23 protein-coding genes are annotated in these 19378 nt (G+C 28.9%); 15 read left to right on the plus strand and 8 right to left on the minus strand.

The window, feature by feature from the left end:
* Positions 1-163: 163 nt before the first annotated feature.
* Together OCV55_RS13335 and OCV55_RS13340 are read right to left on the minus strand one after the other, a co-directional pair.
* Complete coding sequence (locus OCV55_RS13335; RefSeq protein ID WP_147580861.1) at positions 164-913, minus strand: MurR/RpiR family transcriptional regulator; 750 nt, start codon at positions 911-913, stop codon at positions 164-166.
* 65 nt (positions 914-978) lie between these two features.
* Positions 979-2205 carry a neutral/alkaline non-lysosomal ceramidase N-terminal domain-containing protein gene (locus tag OCV55_RS13340; RefSeq protein WP_147580862.1) on the minus strand — a complete coding sequence of 409 codons (1227 nt, stop codon included), beginning with the start codon at positions 2203-2205 and terminating at the stop codon, positions 979-981.
* A 161-nt stretch (positions 2206-2366) separates the two neighbouring features.
* On the opposite strand from OCV55_RS13340, the gene OCV55_RS13345 reads away from it, so the two are divergent.
* The 4 genes from OCV55_RS13345 to OCV55_RS13360 are packed head-to-tail and all read left to right on the plus strand — an operon-like array spanning position 2367 to position 6316.
* A complete protein-coding gene (locus tag OCV55_RS13345; RefSeq protein ID WP_147580863.1) occupies positions 2367-3698 on the plus strand; it encodes a PTS sugar transporter subunit IIC in 1332 nt (443 codons plus the stop codon).
* A gap of 30 nt (positions 3699-3728) precedes the next feature.
* Positions 3729-5078, plus strand: a complete 1350-nt coding sequence (locus OCV55_RS13350; protein ID WP_147580864.1) for an acyclic terpene utilization AtuA family protein — start codon at positions 3729-3731, stop codon at positions 5076-5078.
* Between the two features lie 3 nt (positions 5079-5081).
* On the plus strand, positions 5082-5384 hold the full coding sequence (locus OCV55_RS13355) for an AtuA-related protein (protein ID WP_147580865.1): 303 nt from the start codon (positions 5082-5084) through the stop codon (positions 5382-5384).
* The gene (locus OCV55_RS13360) at positions 5384-6316 is read left to right on the plus strand and encodes a 3-hydroxyacyl-CoA dehydrogenase family protein (RefSeq protein WP_147580866.1); all 933 of its coding nucleotides are present in this window, start codon (positions 5384-5386) and stop codon (positions 6314-6316) included. The genes OCV55_RS13355 and OCV55_RS13360 overlap by 1 nt, the downstream gene beginning before the upstream one ends.
* Before the next feature lie 18 nt (positions 6317-6334).
* Here the strand turns inward: OCV55_RS13360 and OCV55_RS13365 are convergent, their stop codons facing one another.
* From OCV55_RS13365 to OCV55_RS13385, 5 genes are all read right to left on the minus strand, one after another.
* Entirely contained in the window at positions 6335-6823 is a 489-nt protein-coding gene (locus tag OCV55_RS13365) for a hypothetical protein (protein ID WP_147580867.1), read from the minus strand.
* Between the two features lie 104 nt (positions 6824-6927).
* Complete coding sequence (locus tag OCV55_RS13370) at positions 6928-7203, minus strand: hypothetical protein (protein WP_147580868.1); 276 nt, start codon at positions 7201-7203, stop codon at positions 6928-6930.
* A gap of 80 nt (positions 7204-7283) precedes the next feature.
* Positions 7284-7586: a helix-turn-helix transcriptional regulator gene (locus OCV55_RS13375; RefSeq protein WP_147580869.1), complete on the minus strand. Its 303-nt coding sequence runs from the start codon at positions 7584-7586 to the stop codon at positions 7284-7286.
* Positions 7587-7621: 35 nt separating this feature from the next.
* Positions 7622-8059, minus strand: a complete 438-nt coding sequence (locus tag OCV55_RS13380; RefSeq protein ID WP_147580870.1) for an AraC family ligand binding domain-containing protein — start codon at positions 8057-8059, stop codon at positions 7622-7624.
* A 58-nt stretch (positions 8060-8117) separates the two neighbouring features.
* Entirely contained in the window at positions 8118-8963 is an 846-nt protein-coding gene (locus tag OCV55_RS13385; RefSeq protein WP_119362566.1) for a LysR family transcriptional regulator, read from the minus strand.
* Between the two features lie 112 nt (positions 8964-9075).
* Here OCV55_RS13385 and OCV55_RS13390 point away from each other — a divergent pair, with 112 nt between their 5' ends.
* The 5 genes from OCV55_RS13390 to OCV55_RS13410 all read left to right on the plus strand — a co-directional run bounded on the left by OCV55_RS13390 (position 9076) and on the right by OCV55_RS13410 (position 14104).
* Positions 9076-10794, plus strand: a complete 1719-nt coding sequence (locus OCV55_RS13390; RefSeq protein WP_147580871.1) for an ABC transporter ATP-binding protein — start codon at positions 9076-9078, stop codon at positions 10792-10794.
* A complete protein-coding gene (locus tag OCV55_RS13395) occupies positions 10787-12520 on the plus strand; it encodes an ABC transporter ATP-binding protein (RefSeq protein WP_147580872.1) in 1734 nt (577 codons plus the stop codon). The genes OCV55_RS13390 and OCV55_RS13395 overlap by 8 nt, the downstream gene beginning before the upstream one ends.
* A gap of 130 nt (positions 12521-12650) precedes the next feature.
* Complete coding sequence (locus OCV55_RS13400; protein ID WP_147580873.1) at positions 12651-13250, plus strand: pyridoxamine 5'-phosphate oxidase family protein; 600 nt, start codon at positions 12651-12653, stop codon at positions 13248-13250.
* A 43-nt stretch (positions 13251-13293) separates the two neighbouring features.
* Entirely contained in the window at positions 13294-13554 is a 261-nt protein-coding gene (locus tag OCV55_RS13405) for a DUF3592 domain-containing protein (RefSeq protein ID WP_147580874.1), read from the plus strand.
* Positions 13555-13696: 142 nt separating this feature from the next.
* Positions 13697-14104 (plus strand): hypothetical protein, encoded by a 408-nt coding sequence (locus OCV55_RS13410; protein ID WP_147580875.1) that lies wholly within the window; start codon positions 13697-13699, stop codon positions 14102-14104.
* Between the two features lie 55 nt (positions 14105-14159).
* Here OCV55_RS13410 and OCV55_RS13415 read toward each other — a convergent pair whose 3' ends face one another.
* Positions 14160-14447: a hypothetical protein gene (locus OCV55_RS13415; RefSeq protein ID WP_022001422.1), complete on the minus strand. Its 288-nt coding sequence runs from the start codon at positions 14445-14447 to the stop codon at positions 14160-14162.
* 248 nt (positions 14448-14695) lie between these two features.
* On the opposite strand from OCV55_RS13415, the gene thiD reads away from it, so the two are divergent.
* The 6 genes from thiD to yfcE all read left to right on the plus strand — a co-directional run bounded on the left by thiD (position 14696) and on the right by yfcE (position 19267).
* Complete coding sequence (gene thiD, locus OCV55_RS14205) at positions 14696-16129, plus strand: bifunctional hydroxymethylpyrimidine kinase/phosphomethylpyrimidine kinase (RefSeq protein ID WP_147580876.1); 1434 nt, start codon at positions 14696-14698, stop codon at positions 16127-16129.
* A 44-nt stretch (positions 16130-16173) separates the two neighbouring features.
* Positions 16174-17328, plus strand: coding sequence for an NAD(P)-dependent malic enzyme (locus tag OCV55_RS13430; protein ID WP_117783027.1), 1155 nt, complete (start codon positions 16174-16176; stop codon positions 17326-17328).
* Between the two features lie 228 nt (positions 17329-17556).
* Positions 17557-17691 carry a hypothetical protein gene (locus OCV55_RS14005; RefSeq protein WP_317233035.1) on the plus strand — a complete coding sequence of 45 codons (135 nt, stop codon included), beginning with the start codon at positions 17557-17559 and terminating at the stop codon, positions 17689-17691.
* Between the two features lie 246 nt (positions 17692-17937).
* Positions 17938-18234: a hypothetical protein gene (locus OCV55_RS13440; RefSeq protein ID WP_022001697.1), complete on the plus strand. Its 297-nt coding sequence runs from the start codon at positions 17938-17940 to the stop codon at positions 18232-18234.
* Positions 18235-18237: 3 nt separating this feature from the next.
* Positions 18238-18720 carry a peptidylprolyl isomerase gene (locus tag OCV55_RS13445; protein ID WP_022001696.1) on the plus strand — a complete coding sequence of 161 codons (483 nt, stop codon included), beginning with the start codon at positions 18238-18240 and terminating at the stop codon, positions 18718-18720.
* A gap of 4 nt (positions 18721-18724) precedes the next feature.
* Positions 18725-19267 carry a phosphodiesterase gene (yfcE, locus tag OCV55_RS13450; protein WP_032089598.1) on the plus strand — a complete coding sequence of 181 codons (543 nt, stop codon included), beginning with the start codon at positions 18725-18727 and terminating at the stop codon, positions 19265-19267.
* The last annotated feature ends 111 nt before the right edge of the window (positions 19268-19378 follow it).

Raw genomic sequence — 19378 nt, forward strand, 5'->3', positions numbered from 1 at the left:
TAGCTGCAGAACATGAATCAGAAAAAGTCGGAAAAGAAATCAGAAAATTATATTCTTGGTCTGATGAAGATAAATTAATCAATAACTAATATTACCTAGAGGATAGAAATATCCTCTTTTTTTGTACAAAAAAGCTATTGAACAAAATGTCCAATAGCTTCTTTTACATTAATTTAGCAATTTCAGATGTTAATATATCTGTATAAATAAAGAAAACAACTTGATTTTCAAGATAATTTTGGAACCCTTGATTAATGGTTGAAGGTAACCAAATATAATTTTTAGTATGTTTTTTTAATGATAATTTATCATTCATTGTAATGATTGATAAATTAAAAGAAACTTTTTTAACTAAATCTTTTAAAGTTGAATTAATTGATCCTAAAACATTTCCTCTATTAGTATAAATAATAACCATATCATCTTCACTTACTAATTGTTGAAAATCATTTACAATATCTCCATAATCCAAAAAGATTGCTTTTTTACCATATTTAAATAAATTAAATTGTAACAATTTAGCAGGTAAAGCACTTTTATGCATTCCTAAAATAATAATAGAATTAGCTTTAACAATATCATTTGCAAATTGATTTAATTTTTCATAATCAATAGATGATTTCAATATTTCAATCAATTTAATATAAGCATCTAAAGTTGATAAATCATCTTTAGAAGTATTTCCTTGTTTACCAGAACGGAAAACATCAAATTTAAATTCATTATAACCATCATAACCAATCTTTTGACAAAATCTTGTAATTGTTGATTGTGAAATATTATATTGTTTAGAAAGATCACTGGCTGAAAAACTTAAGATATTTTGTAAATTATCTTTTAAAACATCATAAAGAATAAGCTCTTTTTTAGTAAATGAATCTTTCTTTAAATCCATCTTTTCAAATGGGTTCATCTAACCACCTCAATTTCTTATATTTATTATATTTTATAAAAGATAAAAAGTAAATTCGAAAGAATTTACTTTAATAAATCATCAGCTGTATCAATAACATGTTGAATAAAGTCATCAGCATTCCCTTTTGACAGGCGAGAAATATAAGTTTCAAAATACTTACCATAGTCTTCTTTACAAACAAAATAATTAGAATAATTTTCACAATAGCCAAGAATAATTACATGATAATCATTAAAATGATCAACAATTCTTTTACCTAAAGCGGCAGTAATATCACCAGGGAGAGAAATAAAGAGAACATTACCAAGATTTACAATATGACTATATAAATTTAAAACCATTTCTCCTTTACTTGCTTTAAATTCTAAATTATGAAGAAGTTGTTTTGAAATAGCTATTTTCATTTCGTCAGATGAATCTTTAATTGTTTCTTTTAAATGAGGAATTTCTTTTTGAACAAAAGAATCAGTTTGACCATTATACGTGTATTCTTTTTTGAATGATGTGCATTTTAAATCATTAAATTTTACATCTAATAAATTTAAGTCATTCATTTGTTCAACAATGGATGAAGAAACTCTTTCCAATTCTTCTTCTCCTTTAAGTTTTCGATAAAAACGTGTCGAAACATCTCCACAATAGCCATTAACGATCATACAAGGAATTTGTGTTTTTAATTGATATTTTTGGCGTATCCAACCTAGTAGATCTGCAGATAATTTAAAATTGCTACCATTCAAAATTGTAGGATGGCAAGACATTTGAATGAATGAACAAATAGCTTTTTTTGAATGACTATTCATAAATGTAATAATATTTATGTTTTTATCAGCAATACCATCTCTTGTATTTCGATTACCATAAAGTCCTTCAATTTGTGTTGTTTTTAATGATAAAGTAGCTTCTTCTAATGAATTAATTGCAGTAGAAATACTTTTTATAAAAGATTGAATAAGATTTTCTTGTAATTTTGGATCGATATAAACATTTTCAAAAAATGGTTTAAAGTAGGCTGGTGCAGAATGTGTATGAATACAACCTATGATGATTTGTTCATAAGGAATACCAAATTCTTTAAAAATAGCCTCTTTTATAGGTAAAATAACACTATTTTCAATAATAATTGAATCTAAAATAGAAAAAATAATTATTTTATTATTTTCTTTAATAACTAAAGAATTAATTTCTATAGGATCTAAAACGCCTTTAGATAATTCTTTTCTATTATACCCAGCAATATGAACAGGTACTGTTGGGGTAATGTCTAATTTATGATATCCAACTTCCATTTTGTTACCTCCTTGCAAAAAAAGTATATCACATGTATTTTTAAAATGAAATAGATTTCAAAAAAATAAAATAAATATTGCATAACCATTCATTACATGCTATGCTAAATGTGTCAAATGAAACCGGTTATAAAACATGACAGCAAGTGAGGAGGATATTTATGGAAAAACAAAATTCAGGATTTATGAATAAGTTTCAAGCAGCCTTAGAAAAATATGTCGTTCCTGTGGCAATGAAAATTTCACAACAAAAACATTTAGCTGCTATACGTGATGGACTAACTATTTTAGTACCAATTACAATTATCGGCGGGTTTGCTATTTTACTAGCAATGCCACCAGTAGATGCTTCTGTAAAAGCAACAAACTTACTAACTTCATTTTTATGTGCATGGCGTGATTTTGCATCAGCTCATGCCACAACATTATTAATTCCTTATAACTTAACAATTGGAGCCATTTCAATTTATGTTGTATTAGGAGTTGCCTATCGTTTATGTAAACATTATAAAATGGATACAATTTCAAATTTAATTACAACATTATTAGTTTATTTATGTGTTGCTGGTATTCCTACAGCTTATACCGTAGGTGAAACTTCAGTCACAGCGATTCCACTAACAAATTTAGGGGCAAGTGGAATGTTTACAGCAATTTTAGTTGCAATAGGTGTTATTGAAATCAATCATTTATTTATTAAAAAGAATTTAGTGATTCGTTTACCAGATTCAGTACCACCAAATGTGGCAGCACCATTTAATGTATTAATTCCAGGTGTTGTAAGTCTTATTTTCTTCATGGGAATTGATGGATTATGTCACACACTTATTGGAACTGGATTTTCAGGATTGATTTATGCAATTTTCCAACCATTACTTTCAGCAACAGGATCATTACCATCAATCATTATTATTAACTTATTAATGACAACATTCTGGTTCTTTGGAGTTCATGGTGGAAATATGTTAGGTGTCGTTGTTACACCAGTTACAACTGCAGCACTTGCTTTAAATGCTGAAGCATATGCAGCAGGTAAAGAACTTCCATGTATCTTTGCTGGAGCATTTAATACTGTTTATGGTGGATATATTTCTTATATGGCGGTTGTTCTTTGTTTATTATTATTTTCAAAAGCATCACAATCAAAATCAATTGCAAAGATTGCCGTTGTTTCAACAGCCTTCAATATTAATGAACCTGTTATCTTTGGATTACCTACAGTTTTAAATCCATTTACTTTAATTATTTTCTATATCTGTAATAACTTAAACGTAGCTATTGCATATGGTCTTATGAGTAGTGGTTTCTTAGGAAAATTCTATATTTCTTTACCATTTACAGTTCCTGGACCACTTCAAGCTTGGTTAGCATCAATGGATGTTAAAGCCATCTTTGTTTGGTTTGGATTATTAGTTTTAGATATCATTATTGCAGCACCATTTATGAAAGCTTACGATAAACAATTATTAGAACAAGGAGAAAGTGCTGAATAATCAGCACTTTTTGTACAGGGGGGTATTACAATGAAAACAATACGAATTGGTAGTGGTGCAGGGTATGCTGGTGATCGCATTGAACCTGCTATTGACTTAATTGAAAGAGGAAATCTTGATTATATTATTTTTGAATGTTTAGCTGAAAGAACAATTTCTTTAGCACAAAAGGCTAAAATGGAAGATCAAAAAAAAGGTTATAATGCTTTATTTGAATATCGTTTTGATCGTATTTTAGATGCTTTAAAGAAACATTCTGTTAAAGTAATTACAAATATGGGAGCAGCTAATCCATATCATGCAGCATTAAAATGTCAAGAAATGGCACAAAGTAAAGGTCTAACAAATTTAAAAATTGCTTATGTGGAAGGTGATGATATTTCATCAAGATTAGATGATTACCAAGAATATGTCACAATTGAAACGAAAAAACCTTTATCTGCCATTAATGGAGATGTCTTATCTGCTAATGGATACATTGGATGTGTTGGCATTGTGGAAGCTTTAAAAAATGGAGCAGATATTGTGATTACAGGAAGAGTTGCTGATCCATCTTTAAGTTTAGGACCACTTGTTTATGAGTTTGGTTGGTCAATGGATGATTATGAAAAACTTGGGAAAGGAACTTGGGTAGGACATTTATTAGAATGTGCAGGGCAAGTAACAGGAGGTTACTTTGCTGATCCTGGATATAAAGATGTTCCTGAATTATGGAATTTAGGTTTTCCAATTATTGAAGTAGATGAAAATGGAGATGGTGTTGTTTCAAAACTTTCAAATACTGGAGGAATTGTTACAACTGAAACTGTTAAGGAACAATCTCTTTATGAAATTCAAGATCCTGAAAATTATTTTACACCAGATGTTATTGCTGATTTTTCTAAAATTACAGTTAAACAAATAGGAGAAAATGAAGTAAAGATTGAAAATGCTAGTGGTAAAGTGCCAAATGGATATTATAAAACAAGTGTAGGATATCATGATTGTTATATTAGTGAAGGACAAATCAGTTATGGAGGAAGTAATGCTCTTGCAAAGGCTAAATTAGCTAGAGAAATTCTTGAACATCGTTTTGAAATGATCGGTTTAAAAGCTGAAGAAGTCCGTTTTGATTATATTGGTGTAAATTCTTTATATAAAGATAGTATTTCAAATGAAATGGGACAATATACACCAAATGAAGTAAGATTAAGAGTTGCTGCTAGAGTGAAAACAAAAGCAGAAGCTGAGCTTATAGGTAATGAAGTAGAAGCTTTATATACAAATGGTCCTTCTGGTGGAGGAGGAGCAGTCAAAACAATTAAAGATATTGTGAGTATTGCATCTATTTTGATTCCTAGTGATCATTTTCATATTACTGTTGGATATTTGGAGGTATAAGATATGTTATTAAAGGAAATTGCTCATTCTAGAACAGGTGATAAAGGAAATATTTCAGTTATTTCAGTTATTGCTTATAAAGATGAAGATTACAAAATTATTAGAGAAAAAGTAACAGAAGAAAAGTTAAAAGAATATTTTAAAGATATCGTTCATGGTAAAATTACAAGATATGAAATTCCTTCAATCAGTGCTTTAAACTTTGTTTTAGAAGATGCTTTAGGAGGAGGCGTTACGCGTTCTCTTGCCATTGATATGCATGGTAAAACATTAGGAAGTGCTTTATTAGAAATGAGGATCGACTAATGGAAATTAAAAAAATTGTGATTGCTGGAGCAGGGACAATGGGTTATTCAATGGCTCAAATCTTTGCTAAATATAACTATGATGTTACTATTTATGATTTAAAAGCAGAAGCAATTGAAAATGCTAAAAAAAGAATTAAAGAAAATACACAAATTCTTATCCAAGATCAAGAATTAACAAGTGAACAAGAAAAATTGCTTCATCAACATCTTAAATACACAACAGATAAAGAATGTTTTAAAAATTGTAATCTTGTTGTCGAAAGCATTATTGAAAAAGTTGAAATCAAACAAAGTTTTTATCAAGAAATTTCAAGATTAGTAAGAGAAGACACTATTCTAGCAACCAATACATCTGGTATTTCAATTAATACGCTTGCTAGTGCTGTTTATAAACCTGAAAGATTTATTGGAATGCATTGGTTTAATCCTTCTCATCTTATTTTACTTATTGAAATTATTAAAGGTGATAAAACTTTAGATACTGTTGCACAAGCAATCAAAGAATTAAGTATTCATATTGGTAAAAAACCCGTTATTGTTCAAAAGGATGTTTTAGGATTTGCAGCCAATAGAATTCAATTTGCAGTACTTAGAGAAGCTTTATATTTAGTAGAACAAGGAGTTATTTCTAAAGAAGATATTGATGCGGTCATGAAATATGGATTAGGTTTTAGATATGCTTGTTTAGGACCATTAGAAGTTGCTGATTTTGGGGGATTGGATACGTTTTATCATATAAGTGATTATTTAATGAAAGATTTATGCAATGATACAAAAGTTCCAAGTGAACTTGCTAAACTTTATGAAGAAGGGCATTTAGGAATTAAAAGTCAACAAGGATTCTATGATTATCATGATGGAAAAGATCATCAGGCTATTAAAAATAGAGATGAACATCTATTAAAAATATATAATGCACTTTATAAATAGCATTAAAAAATCATTGGATTATTTTCCAATGATTTTTTTAATCGTTTTTAAATCTTTGTTTTCTAACAAGGCATCAAATATTTGATCGTATTGTAATAATGTTAAGTTTTCTAATAATTGATTATTTTCATCAGGAAAGAGTTTATTAAATAATTTTAATGTCTTTTCTTTAGCTTTAAGAAGTTCTCCTTCTTTTAAGCCTTCTTCTTTACCTTCTTGTCGTATTCTTACTTTCTCTTGATGATGTTGTATTTTGACAAGCTGTCTTTTACTCGCTGCTAAAACAAGTTCTTCATCTTCATTGAACTGATCCATCTTTTCTTTCATCATGGTAACCACCTCACTGTTTAAGACAACTAGTTCCTGACATTTAATAGCTGTGATTCCTTCAATAATGGTTTTAAGTAAATAATAACAGCGAGAATCATTGAGATCACTCAACATGAATTTAAAGACAAGGTCATTTTTAAAATCGGTAATTCTTTTAGGTTTGATTTTTGTTTCCATAGTTTCTCCCCCCCCATTATTTATATAGACAACAAAAATCGTTTTTTCTTTTAAAAAATAAAAAAACTCACTAAATTGCATAAGCAATTTAATGAGTCTATAAATTAAGCTTCTTTTCTTTGTTTAAAGAAAACATATCTAGCTGCAGCAAACATCATGATCATTGCATAAATTTCACCATGAGCAGTATCTCCAGTTTTTATTGCTTGTGATGGATTATTTTCTGCTTTTTTATTATCAGTTGCACTTCCCCAATCATAACCACCAACGTGAATATTGTATGTTCCATGAATATCAACTGTTCCATCAGCAAAAACAAGATTTGTTGATATGAGACACACCATCGCACATACAAATAAACTAAATATCTTTTTTAACATTTTTTCCTTCCTTTTTTTGACAAGTAAAACTTTATCATTGAAAGAGCTTACATAAATGTTAAAAATGTACTTCTTTAATGTCATTTTCTAACTTTTTCACGATATTTTGCTGGTGTATCATGATAAACTTTTTTAAAAGCATTAATAAATGATTTTAAATTTGGAAAACCATGTAAATAAGCAATTTCTAAAATTGTATAATTTGAAAACAAAACATCCTGTCTTGCCTTTTTTAAACGAACAGCAATAAGATATTCTTTAACTGTCACGTTTAAATGACTTTTAAAATAACGTGATAAATATCCTGTAGATATATTAAAGTGTTGCGCTATATTATCAATTGAAAGATCTTCGTTATAATGTAAGTCAATATATTGTGTCATTCTTATTATTCTTTTATCATGTAAAGTTTGTAAATTTAAATTTGTTTTTTATCTAAAGTATTTGAAAGCAACGTATATAAAAGATGTAAAATATAACTTTCAATTTCTATTCTTTGAAATTGATTGCTATGATCATAAGCTGCAATAATTTTAAAAATGTCTAACAATATCTTTTCTTTGATTTTATGATTAGGTTGAATAAATTGATAATTATCAATAGCTGGATAATATTTTTTAATAAAATCATAATTTATTTGAAGTGCATATCCTTTATAGATATCAGTATCTTCCGTATGATGCATCCCATGAATTTCTTGACTATTAATAATATATAAGCTTCCTTGAGGAATAATCAATTCTTTATCAGTAAGAAATAATTTTAGTTTTCCTAAAACGGGAATCAAAATTTCAATACTAGTATGATAATGTTTAGCTGTTTTTGTATGATGATCTTCAAAATAAATATCTAATATTTAATAGGTAATTGGTAATCAAGTTCTATTTTTTAGTATTGTATCATTTGTTTTTCCTCTATTTAAAACGTTCTATAAATTCATTTAATAAAGCTGAAACTTCTTCGTTTTTTCTGGTAATAAAAGCGATTCCTGTATATAAATTTTTATCTTCTAAAATCGTATAAACAAGAGAATGGTCATAAGGTAAAGCTAAACTACTCATTGGACAAATTGCTACTCCAATACCACTATTGGCCCAAATAAGAGACGTTCTACTATCATCACAAGTTACTTTTAATTGAATTTGAATTAGTTTATTTAAACAATAATCATTGATTAAAGGCAGATATCTTTGATGAATAATTAAAGGAGTATCTTTAAAATCTTTTATTTTTCTTTTAGTATTTATAAAATATTCTTTTTTTCCAATAGCAATCATCGGTTCTTTTTCTAAATAAAAAGTATTTACTTGGGAAGTATCAAAAGGTGTTCTAACAATTCCTAAATCAATATTATGTGATAATAATAAATCAAGAATTTCATAAGTAGACCCTTCATGGATAGCATATTGAACATGTTTATTTTTTTTAATAAATTCTTGAATACTTTCTTGTTGAATTAAACCACTATTAGAAGAAGTAATACCAATTCTTAAAACATCTTGATAAGACTGTTTTAATTCATTTTTAGTAATTTCAGTTAAATCTAAGATTTGTAAACATCTTTTATAAAAACGATTACCAGCCTCTGTTAATTCAATTTGTTTATTACCTCTTTTTAAAAGTATAACACTTAATTCTTCTTCTAATTGTTTAAGTTGCATTGATAAAGGTGGTTGAGCCATATGAAGCTTTTTAGCAGCTTTAGAAATCGTTCCTTCTTCTACAATAGTTTTAAAATATTTCATTTGTCTAATATCCATCATAAAACTCCTTCAAACGGGAATAATATATTTATTAAATATAATTAATATATAATATATATATTTTACATATAGATAAATCTTATCATATAATAACGCAGAGGTGAAGAATATGAAACTATTAAAATATGTAAAGGAGTTTAAGTTTTCGGCAACTTTAGGTTTTTTATTTAAAATCTTTGAAGCTGCTTTAGAATTATGTGTTCCCGTTGTTATGGCCTCTGTCATTGATAAAGGAATTGCTTATAAAGATACCAATTATATTTTAAAATGTGGGCTCGTCCTTATTGGTTTAGCTGTTTTTGGTTATTTATTTGCACTTGTTTGTCAATGGTATGCTTCCCTTACATCACAAAGTGTGGGGACACAACTTAGAAAAGACATGTATCATCAAATCAATAAATATGATGATGCCAATTTAGATGCCCTTACAGCACCATCATTAGTTACAAGGCTTATTAATGATGTGGTACAAATTCAATTAGCTGTAGCGATGACGATTCGTCTTACGTCAAGAGCTCCATTTTTAATGATTGGTTCATTATTTATGGCTTTTATGATCAGTGGTTCTTTATCAATGATCTTTGTTGTAGGAGCTGTTATTTTAGCGGTATCGATGTTATCAATTACGATTATTTCAATGCCTTATTTCTCTTGTATTCAAAAGTTATTAGATAAAATTGCTTTAATAGCAAGAGAAAACTTAAAAGGTGTACGTGTTATTCGTGCTTTTTCAAATCAAAATCATGAAGTAAAAAGATTTAATTTAGAAACAAAAAATCAAAAAGATGAACAAGTAAAAGTAGGTAAAATACAAGCTTTATTAAATCCCTTTACTTATTTAATTGTAAACTTTGCAATCATTATTATTATTTATGCTAGTGGTTTCCAAGTCAATGTAGGAAGTCTTTCTCAAGGGGAAGTTATTGCCTTAATTAACTATATGAATAGTATTTTACAAGCACTCATTGTCTTTGCGAATGTTTTATCAATCTACAATAAAGCCACAGCAAGTTATCAAAGAGTTTTTGAAGTACTTGAAACAACACCACAAGTAGAAAATCAAGGAAGTTATTCAACCCTTATTCCTGATGAAAAGATGATTGAATTTAAAGATGTCAACTTTGGATATCTTCAAAAAGATGTGTTACACAACTTATCATTTACGATCAATAAAGGTGAAACAGTAGGAATTATTGGAGGAACGGGTGCTGGTAAATCAACACTAGTATCCCTTATTGGAAGAAATTATGATGTTAGAAGTGGACAAATTAAAATAGCTGGTAAAAATATTCAAGATTATAAACTAGAAACATTAAGACAACATATCAGTTATGTTTTACAAAATACATCATTGATTTCAGGAACAATTAAAGAAAATATTTGTATGTCAAAACCTTATCAAGAAGAAACAATGAATAAAGCTTTAGAAGTTTCACAAGCTAAAGAATTTGTAAGTTGTCTTCCTCAAGGAATAGAAAGTGCTGTTGTTCAAGGTGGGAAAAACTTCTCTGGTGGACAAAGACAACGTTTAACAATAGCTAGAGCGCTTTATAAACAAGCGGATATTTTAGTTTTAGATGATTGCTCAAGTGCGTTAGACTATGCAACAGATGCTGCTTTACAAAAACAATTACAAGAATTAAAAGAAATGACAAAAATTGTTATTTCTCAAAGAACAGCGTCTTTAAAAAGATGTGATCGTATTATGGTTTTATATCATGGTGAACTTGTTGGTTTTGATTGTCATGAAGAATTATTAAAGAATTGTACGGTTTATAAAGAAATTTATGAATCTCAAAATAGTAAGGATGGTGATTACAATGGATAAAAAAACAATTAAAAGATTGCTTACATATTGTAAACCTTATCGTTTTTTAATTATGTTATTAACACTTTTATCAATTGTCTCTGTTGTCTTTACTTTACTTACACCTGTTTTAATAGGTCAAGCAATAGATTTATTGGTTGGAAAGAATCAAGTTCATTTTCAAGCGTTATTGAACAAACTTATTTTTATTGGAATTGTTATTTTAATTATTTCTTTGATTCAATGGATCATGGGACAAATTACAAATACAATTACTTATAATATTACGAATGATTTAAGAAATAGAGTATTTGATCAAATTCAAGTTCTTCCTTTAAAATATATTGATGCTACAAGTCATGGAGATATTTTAGGAAGATTGATCAATGATATTGATTTAATTGGACAAGGTTTATTACAAAGTTTTACATCCTTGCTTACAGGAATTGCAACAATTGTAGGAACGATTTTGATTATGGCTTATATTCATTTTTCGGTAGCTGTAATTGTGGTTGTTTTAACACCGCTTTCTTTACTTGTCGCTTCTTTGATTGTTAAAAGAACACATTCTTATTTCCAAGAACAACTTGCTTTAAGAGGGGAAATGAATGGTTATTGTGAAGAAATGATAGGTAATCAAAAAATTGTTAATATTTTTGATTATCAAGAACAAAACGAAGAAAAGTTTAATGAAATCAATGAACGTATGCATAAAAGTGGGGTTATTTCACAATTTTATGGGGCTTTAATTAATCCCACAACACGTTTAGTTAATAGTATTGTTTATGCTGCTGTTGGTATCTTTGGAGCATTTCAAGTATTAAATGGTTCATTTACAGTAGGTATTCTTTCAAGCTTTTTAACATATGCTAACCAATATACAAAACCATTTAACGAAATATCATCCGTTATGTCAGAAATGCAAACAGCCATTGCTGCCAGTCAAAGAGTCTTTGCATTATTAGATGAAGAAACAATCCAAGAATTAACAACATCTAAAATCATTGAAAATAAACAAGGACATATTATCATTGACCATTTAAATTTCAGTTATGATCCAAGTAAACCATTAATTCAAGATTTTAACTATGAAGCTAAACCAGGAACAATGACAGCTATTGTAGGTAAAACAGGTTGTGGAAAAACAACATTAATTAACTTATTAATGCGTTTCTATGATCCTCAAGGTGGAAAAATTACAATTGATGGTGTTAATATTGAAGATATGAACCGTGATGATTTAAGAAAAATGTACGGTATGGTTTTACAAGATAGTTGGTTATTTAAAGGGACTATTAAAGAAAATATTGCTTATGGAAAAACAAAAGCTAGTGATGAAGAAATCATTGAAGCAGCTAAAAAAGCGCGTGTGCATAAATATATTATGTCTCTTCCTCAAGGATACGATACAATGGTTGAAGAAGATGGTGGAAATATGTCTCAAGGACAAATGCAACTTGTGTGTATTGCACGTATTATGTTAACACATCCACCAATGTTGATTTTAGATGAAGCAACAAGTTCAATCGATACGCGTACAGAATTACAAATTCAAAAAGCTTTTGATGAAATGATGAAAGGAAGAACAACCTTTATTGTTGCTCACCGTTTATCAACGATTAAAAATGCCGATCAAATCATCGTTATGGATCAAGGACATATTGTAGAAATTGGTAATCATGAAGAATTGCTTCAAAAACAAGGTTATTATCATCAACTTTATTACAGTCAATTTGAAACTGAATAATTATGAAAGTTACGATTTTAAGTCGTAGCTTTTTTATTAGTTACTTTGAAGTAACTATACCACAATATTGTGCGTACTTTTTTTTATTAGAAATAAAATTATAATGAAAAACGAAAAAGGAGGCACAACAATGAATGTTTCAACTTGTTTAAATATTTTAAGAGAAATCAAAGATGTTGCTTTTGCAACCGTTGATGAAAATAATCAACCCCAAGTAAGAATTATAGATGTGATGTTGGTTGAAGATAATAAATTATATTTTTGTACAGCAAGAGGAAAAGATTTTTATAAACAATTAAAAAATCATCCATACGTTGCAATTACAGGAATGAATAAAAAGTATCAAATGGTTCGTTTAAATGGACCTGTTAAACGATTAGAAAATCAAAAATATTGGATAGATCGTATTTTTAAACATAATTCATCAATGAATAATGTTTATCCAAATGAGAGTCGTTATATTTTAGAAGCCTTTTGTCTTGAAGAAGGTGAACTAGAATTCTTTGATTTAGGAAAAGAACCTATTTATAGAGAAAGTTTTTCAATGAATAAAGAGATAAAACCTAAGGGATTTATCATTCGTAATCAATGTATTCAATGTGGCTTATGTCAAAAGAATTGTCCACAACAATGTATTTCAAATTATCAAATTCAACAAGAACATTGTTTACATTGTGGATTATGTTATGAAAAATGTCCTGTACAAGCAATAGAAAGTAAAGTATTGTAATATTCATACATTAGCTAAAGTAATTGATAATATAAGAGAAAGAATGCAAAGTTATGATAGTTTTTCTTATTCCTATTTTCCGGTAATTCAATTTTATGATCATGGAAATGAAATTAAACAAAAACTCTCTATTGGTTATGGTAAAGAACTTCCTATAGGGAGTTCCTTAGAAATTATGTATGAGGAAAATAATCCTAAACGTATATTGATTTTAGAAAATAATCCGCAAAAAAAGCTATATATCATTTTTATAATTGTGGGTATTTCTTCGTTAATAGCAGGTTTAATAATATGTATTCTTTAAAGACTTACGAGATGATTTCGTAGGTTTTTTTATTGGAAACTTTTTTGGACTATCCGTCCATTGAAGAAGGTAGGAGAGATAGCTAAAATGATAATAGAAATGAGACAAATGTGAGACGAATTATCTTTAAACATATGATACAATGATAGGAAATGTAGATGATCCAACAGAAATCAAAAGATATCGAGATGTCGTAGAAATTAGTCAAAGTATGTTTGTAGGAAGTTATGATGGATTAAGAGAAAATCGTAAAATTGAAACAGAAAGCTTCATGATGGCGGCAACATTTACGTGTACAAATATTAGAAGAGAAGACTTACCAGAAGGAAATGAAATCAATATGTGTAAGGCAATGGATCAATTATTTCAAAGAATGAGAGATGAAGAAAAACTCAATACTTTAAAAGAACTTCTTAAAGTGAAATTAGGAACTTTATCAAGTCCTTTAGAAAAACAACTTACAAATACATTGCTAGAAAAATTAAATGTTCTTACATTAAATATCTTTAACATCAATAGTGAAGAAGATATTTTAAAAATTATTAATTAAAAAATAAACAGTTTGAAATAGATGCTATCTCAAACTGTTTTTTAATATAAATTATTCAATTAAAAGAAAGATTTAAAGGAGTAGTTGATTCTTTTGTACCATGAGGAAGACGTTTTTTTAAAGGAATGACTTTAAAACCAGGGCATAGATACATAAAAGGGGAATAACGTAATTCATGGCTAAGTATAGAAATAACTGTTTTTTGATCTAAAGATGTATAAACATCAAAAACAAGGTCAAAATCTAAAGGATGAATGTTTTTTAATTGAATGCGAGAATCTTTATGATTTTTAATCATTAATTTAAAAATGTGATAGTTACCTGCTGTAATACATAATTTCATGAAAGCACCTCCTTTTATAGTTTGAACAAAAGCATAAATAATATGAATAAAAATAGACAATTTTTATTAAAAAAATTATAATAAAGGAAACGGGGAGCTTTTTGCTGAGAGTAAGTATTGACTTAGACCCATAACCTGATTTGGATAATGCCAACGTAGGAGATATAGACGTTAACAGAGTTCAACAGGACTCTCTTTTTATTTCCAGGGAAATAAAAAAGAATATTGTAAAGAAAGAAGGAAATTTGATGAAATTAAATAAAGAAGATTTATTATTGTATGGAGTAACAGATTCAAAATATTTAAAAGGAAGAAAAATGTCGGAATTAGTTGAAGAAGCCATTCTTGGTGGTGTAACAATGATTCAACTAAGAGAAAAAGAAATGACACATGAAGCATTTAAACAAGAAGCATTGGATGTTCAAAGTGTGTGTCAAAAACATCATGTTCCTTTGATTATTAATGATGATGTTGAATTGTGTAAAGAAATTGATGCAGATGGGGTCCATATTGGGCAAGATGATTTAAATTTAAAAGAAGCAAGAAAAATATTAGGTGAAGATAAAATTATTGGTGTATCTGCACATAATTATGAAGAAGCAAAAATAGCTTTAGAAAATGGGGCTGATTATTTAGGTGTCGGAGCTATTTTTGCAACTCAAACAAAAGATGATGCACAAAATATTTCAATGGAAACGTTAAATGAAATTTGTCAAAAAGTTGATATTCCTGTGGTTGCTATTGGTGGTATTAATCAAGTGAATATCTTAGAATTTATGGGGGTTGCTATTGATGGTGTTGCTATCGTTTCAAGTATTTTTGGAAGTAATGATATCCAAAAAGCAAGTAGCCTATTAAAAGATAAAATTCAAAGAGTTATCTCTAATAAAATGCCAACTTGCCTTACAATTGCAGGTAGTGATAGTAGTGGAGGTGCAGGAATTCAGGCAGATTTAAAAACAATGCTTGCTAATCGTGTTTATGCCATGTCGGTTATTGCAGCACTAACAGCTCAAAATACTACAGGAGTGGATACTATTTATGATGTTGATGCTTCTTTTGTGGCTAGTCAAATGGATAGTGTGTTTACAGATATTTATCCAATGGCTGTTAAAATTGGAATGGTTTCTCAAAAAGAAGTCATTTTATCTATTAGTGGAAAGTTAAAACAATATCATGCACGTAATATCGTTGTTGATCCTGTGATGGTGGCTACAAGTGGGGCAAAACTTATTAGTGATGAAGCTATTGATACATTAAAAGAAAATCTCTTTCCACTCGCATCAGTTTTAACACCAAATATTCCTGAAGCCGAAGTTTTATCAGGATTAAAAATCAATAATGAAGAAGAAATGTTAACAGCAGCTAAATATATTGGAGATCATTATCATTGTGCAGTATTACTTAAAGGCGGACATCAAATCAATGATGCCAATGATTTACTTTATAAAGAAGGTAATTATCAATGGTTTAAAGGAAAACGTATTAATAACAATAATACTCATGGTACGGGATGTACTTTATCAAGTGCGATTGCTTCTTATTTAGCACGAGGTGAAAATTTGGAAAATGCTGTTAAAAAAGCTAAAGATTATATTTCGGGAGCGCTTGCGGCAATGCTTGACTTAGGACAAGGACAAGGACCAATGGATCATGGTTATGTTTTAGATAAAAAAGATTAGACGAATTGTCTATTTTATAGGTATAATAGTGGCGGGTGATGAAAATGAATTATTATGAAGAAGCCTTGAAATTACATGAAAAACATCAAGGAAAAATACATACGGAATTAAATTGTGAAATTAATACAATGGATGATATGTCTGTTGTTTATACGCCAGGGGTTGCTGAACCTTGTCGTAAGATTGCTGAAAATGAAGAAGATGTTTATCGTTATACAACAAAATCAAATACAATTGCTGTTGTCTCAAATGGAACAGCTGTTTTAGGACTTGGAAATATAGGAGCCAAAGCTTCGATTCCAGTCATGGAAGGAAAAGCTGCTCTATTTAAAAAATTCGGAGATGTCAATGCGGTACCTATTTGTTTAGATACACAAGATAAAGAAGAATTGATTCAAACAGTTAAAAATATTGCACCATGTTTTGGTGGAATCAACTTAGAAGATATTGCTTCTCCAGATTGTTTTGAAATCGAAGAAAGATTAGATCAAATGTTAGATATTCCTGTATTCCATGATGATCAACATGGAACAGCTGTTGTTGTTTTAGCGGCCTTATATAACGCTTTAAGAGTGACAAAAAAAGATATCAAAGATATTACAGTTGTTTTAAATGGGCCAGGAGCTGCAGGAACAGCTATTATTAAAATGATGCATACAGCCGGTGTTGGTAAAATTATTGCAGTGGATGAATTTGGAATTTTATATAAAGATAGACAAGAAGGACTTATTCCTCATAAGCGTGCTTTATGTGATATTACTAATCCTGATAATATGCAAGGTACATTAGCTGATGCATTAAAAGGTGCAGATGTTTTTGTAGGTGTTTCTAAACCAAATCTAGTAACTGATGAAATGGTTCATTCAATGAACAATGATCCAATTATCTTTGCAATGGCAAATCCTGAGCCAGAAATTACTTATCAAAAAGCCAAAGCAGCAGGAGCAAGAGTTGTTGGAACAGGTCGATCTGATTATCCAAATCAAATTAATAATGTTTTAGCTTTCCCTGGTATTTTTAAAGGAGCATTAGAAGCAAGAGTTCCTTCGATTACACCAGAAATGAAAGTAGCTGTGGCTAAAGCTATTGCAGATACAATCAGTGATGAAGATTTAAATGAAGAAAATATCATGCCAAAAATCTTCAATAAAGATGTGACAGCAGCTGTTGCTAATGCAATTAAACAATTTGCTAAATAAAAAAGATATTAACAAAATAAATGACCCTACCTATTTGGTAGGGCTATTTCATATAATTATATTATCATAGTTGAAGTGAAAGAAATCAATGATAAATATGGGTAGAGAGAATAGGGTGAAAATGATCAACTATTAAATATACTTGTAAATGTTTGGAAAGATTCTGTAAAAGCCACACATACATTTTTAAATGAACAAGAAATTGAACATATTAAAGAATATGTTCCAATGGCATTAAAGAGTGTTGAACATTTGATGGTTGTAGATAATGATGAAGCTGTGGAATTTAAAACATACAAGAAAACAGAATTAGATGAAGAAGAAAACCCTTATCCGCTGTTATATATGAAATTAGATAGATAAGATTTTATAGAATTGTTTAAAAAATTAATTATAATGAATATGAAAAAAGAACAACAAACGGTTCACCTTGGATGAAATAACTACCACACACTTTTCTAGAGACAGGAGGTAGTTATTTTTTGTTATATATAGAAGTAATTTTACAATGATATCTATTACTGACATGCTTAATGCAAGTGTCCATACTAAATAATATATAACAAAAATGATTCTATTATGATAGAATGATACAAGGAGGTACATAGTATGGAAGTTATGCTTATTGTTGGGTTATTTGCTTCATCTGCGCTTTCCTTGAATTTTATTGTTAATCAAAAATATAAATTAGCAGGATCAATGAATATTATTAACTTATGTTTAGTGGTAGCGACAGCTTATCAATTTGATCAAGTAAAGAATATTGTTTGGTTATTTGGAATTGCGGCAGGAGTTGTACTTGTTTATTTTGTAGTAAGATTTCTTTTAAAGAAGAAGAAAAAAGAAAAACAACAATCTATTGAAAATAAGGTTGTTGATGTAGACGTTGTAGATAAGGAGAATTAGAGAATGGAAAAAGTATTAATTGAAATTGAAATGGAAAATGGAGATGTGATGAAAGGAGAACTTTATCCTGAAGTTGCACCAATTACAGTAGAAAACTTTTTAAAATTAATTGATGAAGATTTCTTTGCGGGATTAATTTTCCATAGAGTTATCCCAGGATTTATGATTCAAGGTGGGGGATATACAAAAGATTTTAAAGAAAAACATTGTGATTCTATTAAAGGTGAATTTAAAAGCAATGGTGTTAACAATGAATTAAAACATACAGAAGGTGTTTTATCTATGGCTAGAACAATGATCAAAGATTCAGCATCTTCACAATTCTTTATTATGCATAAACCAGCACCACATTTAGATGGTGAATATGCAGCATTTGGTAAAATTACTGAAGGTTTAGATATTGTAGATCAAATTGCCAATGTCCCTACAAACTTCCAAGATTGTCCAACAACACCAGTTGTGATCAAAACAATTAGAAGAGCGTAATTGTATGAAAGTAATGTTTATATCAGATATTCATGGTTCTTATTATTGGGCAAATAAGGCTATTGAAAAATATCATGAAGAAAAAGCGGATAAACTTATTATTTTAGGGGATATTTTATATCATGGACCACGTAATGATTTACCTAAGGATTATAATTGTAAGAAGGTTATTGCTTTATTAAATCCTTTAAAGAAGGATATTATTGCAGTTAGAGGAAATTGTGATAGTGAAGTTGATCAAATGGTTTTAGATTTCCCTATGCGTAGTGACTATGCTTTGATGGATGTTGATCAACATCATTTCTTTATGACACATGGACATTTATTTAATGAAGATCAACTTCCTTTATTAAATGAAAATGATGTTTTAATTTATGGACATTTTCATAAACCACTTGCTAAAAAAGAAAACGGTATTTATATTTTAAATCCGTCTTCGATTTCTTTACCTAAAGAAGGTACGAACAGTTATGGTATTTATGAAAATGACTGTTTTACAATTAAAACATTTGATAATGAAATTGTAAAACAAATACAATTAGATTAATGAAAGAATCGTTTGATAGATAATATCAAGCGATTTTTTTAATGTGTGCCGGGCATGGCACTAATTCAGTTGGAGATAAACCAACCACAGGTATTTACCGCAAGTGTAATG

This window comes from [Clostridium] ammoniilyticum (assembly GCF_025566905.1).
Classification (GTDB): Bacteria; Bacillota_I; Bacilli_A; order Erysipelotrichales; family Coprobacillaceae; genus Faecalibacillus; species Faecalibacillus intestinalis.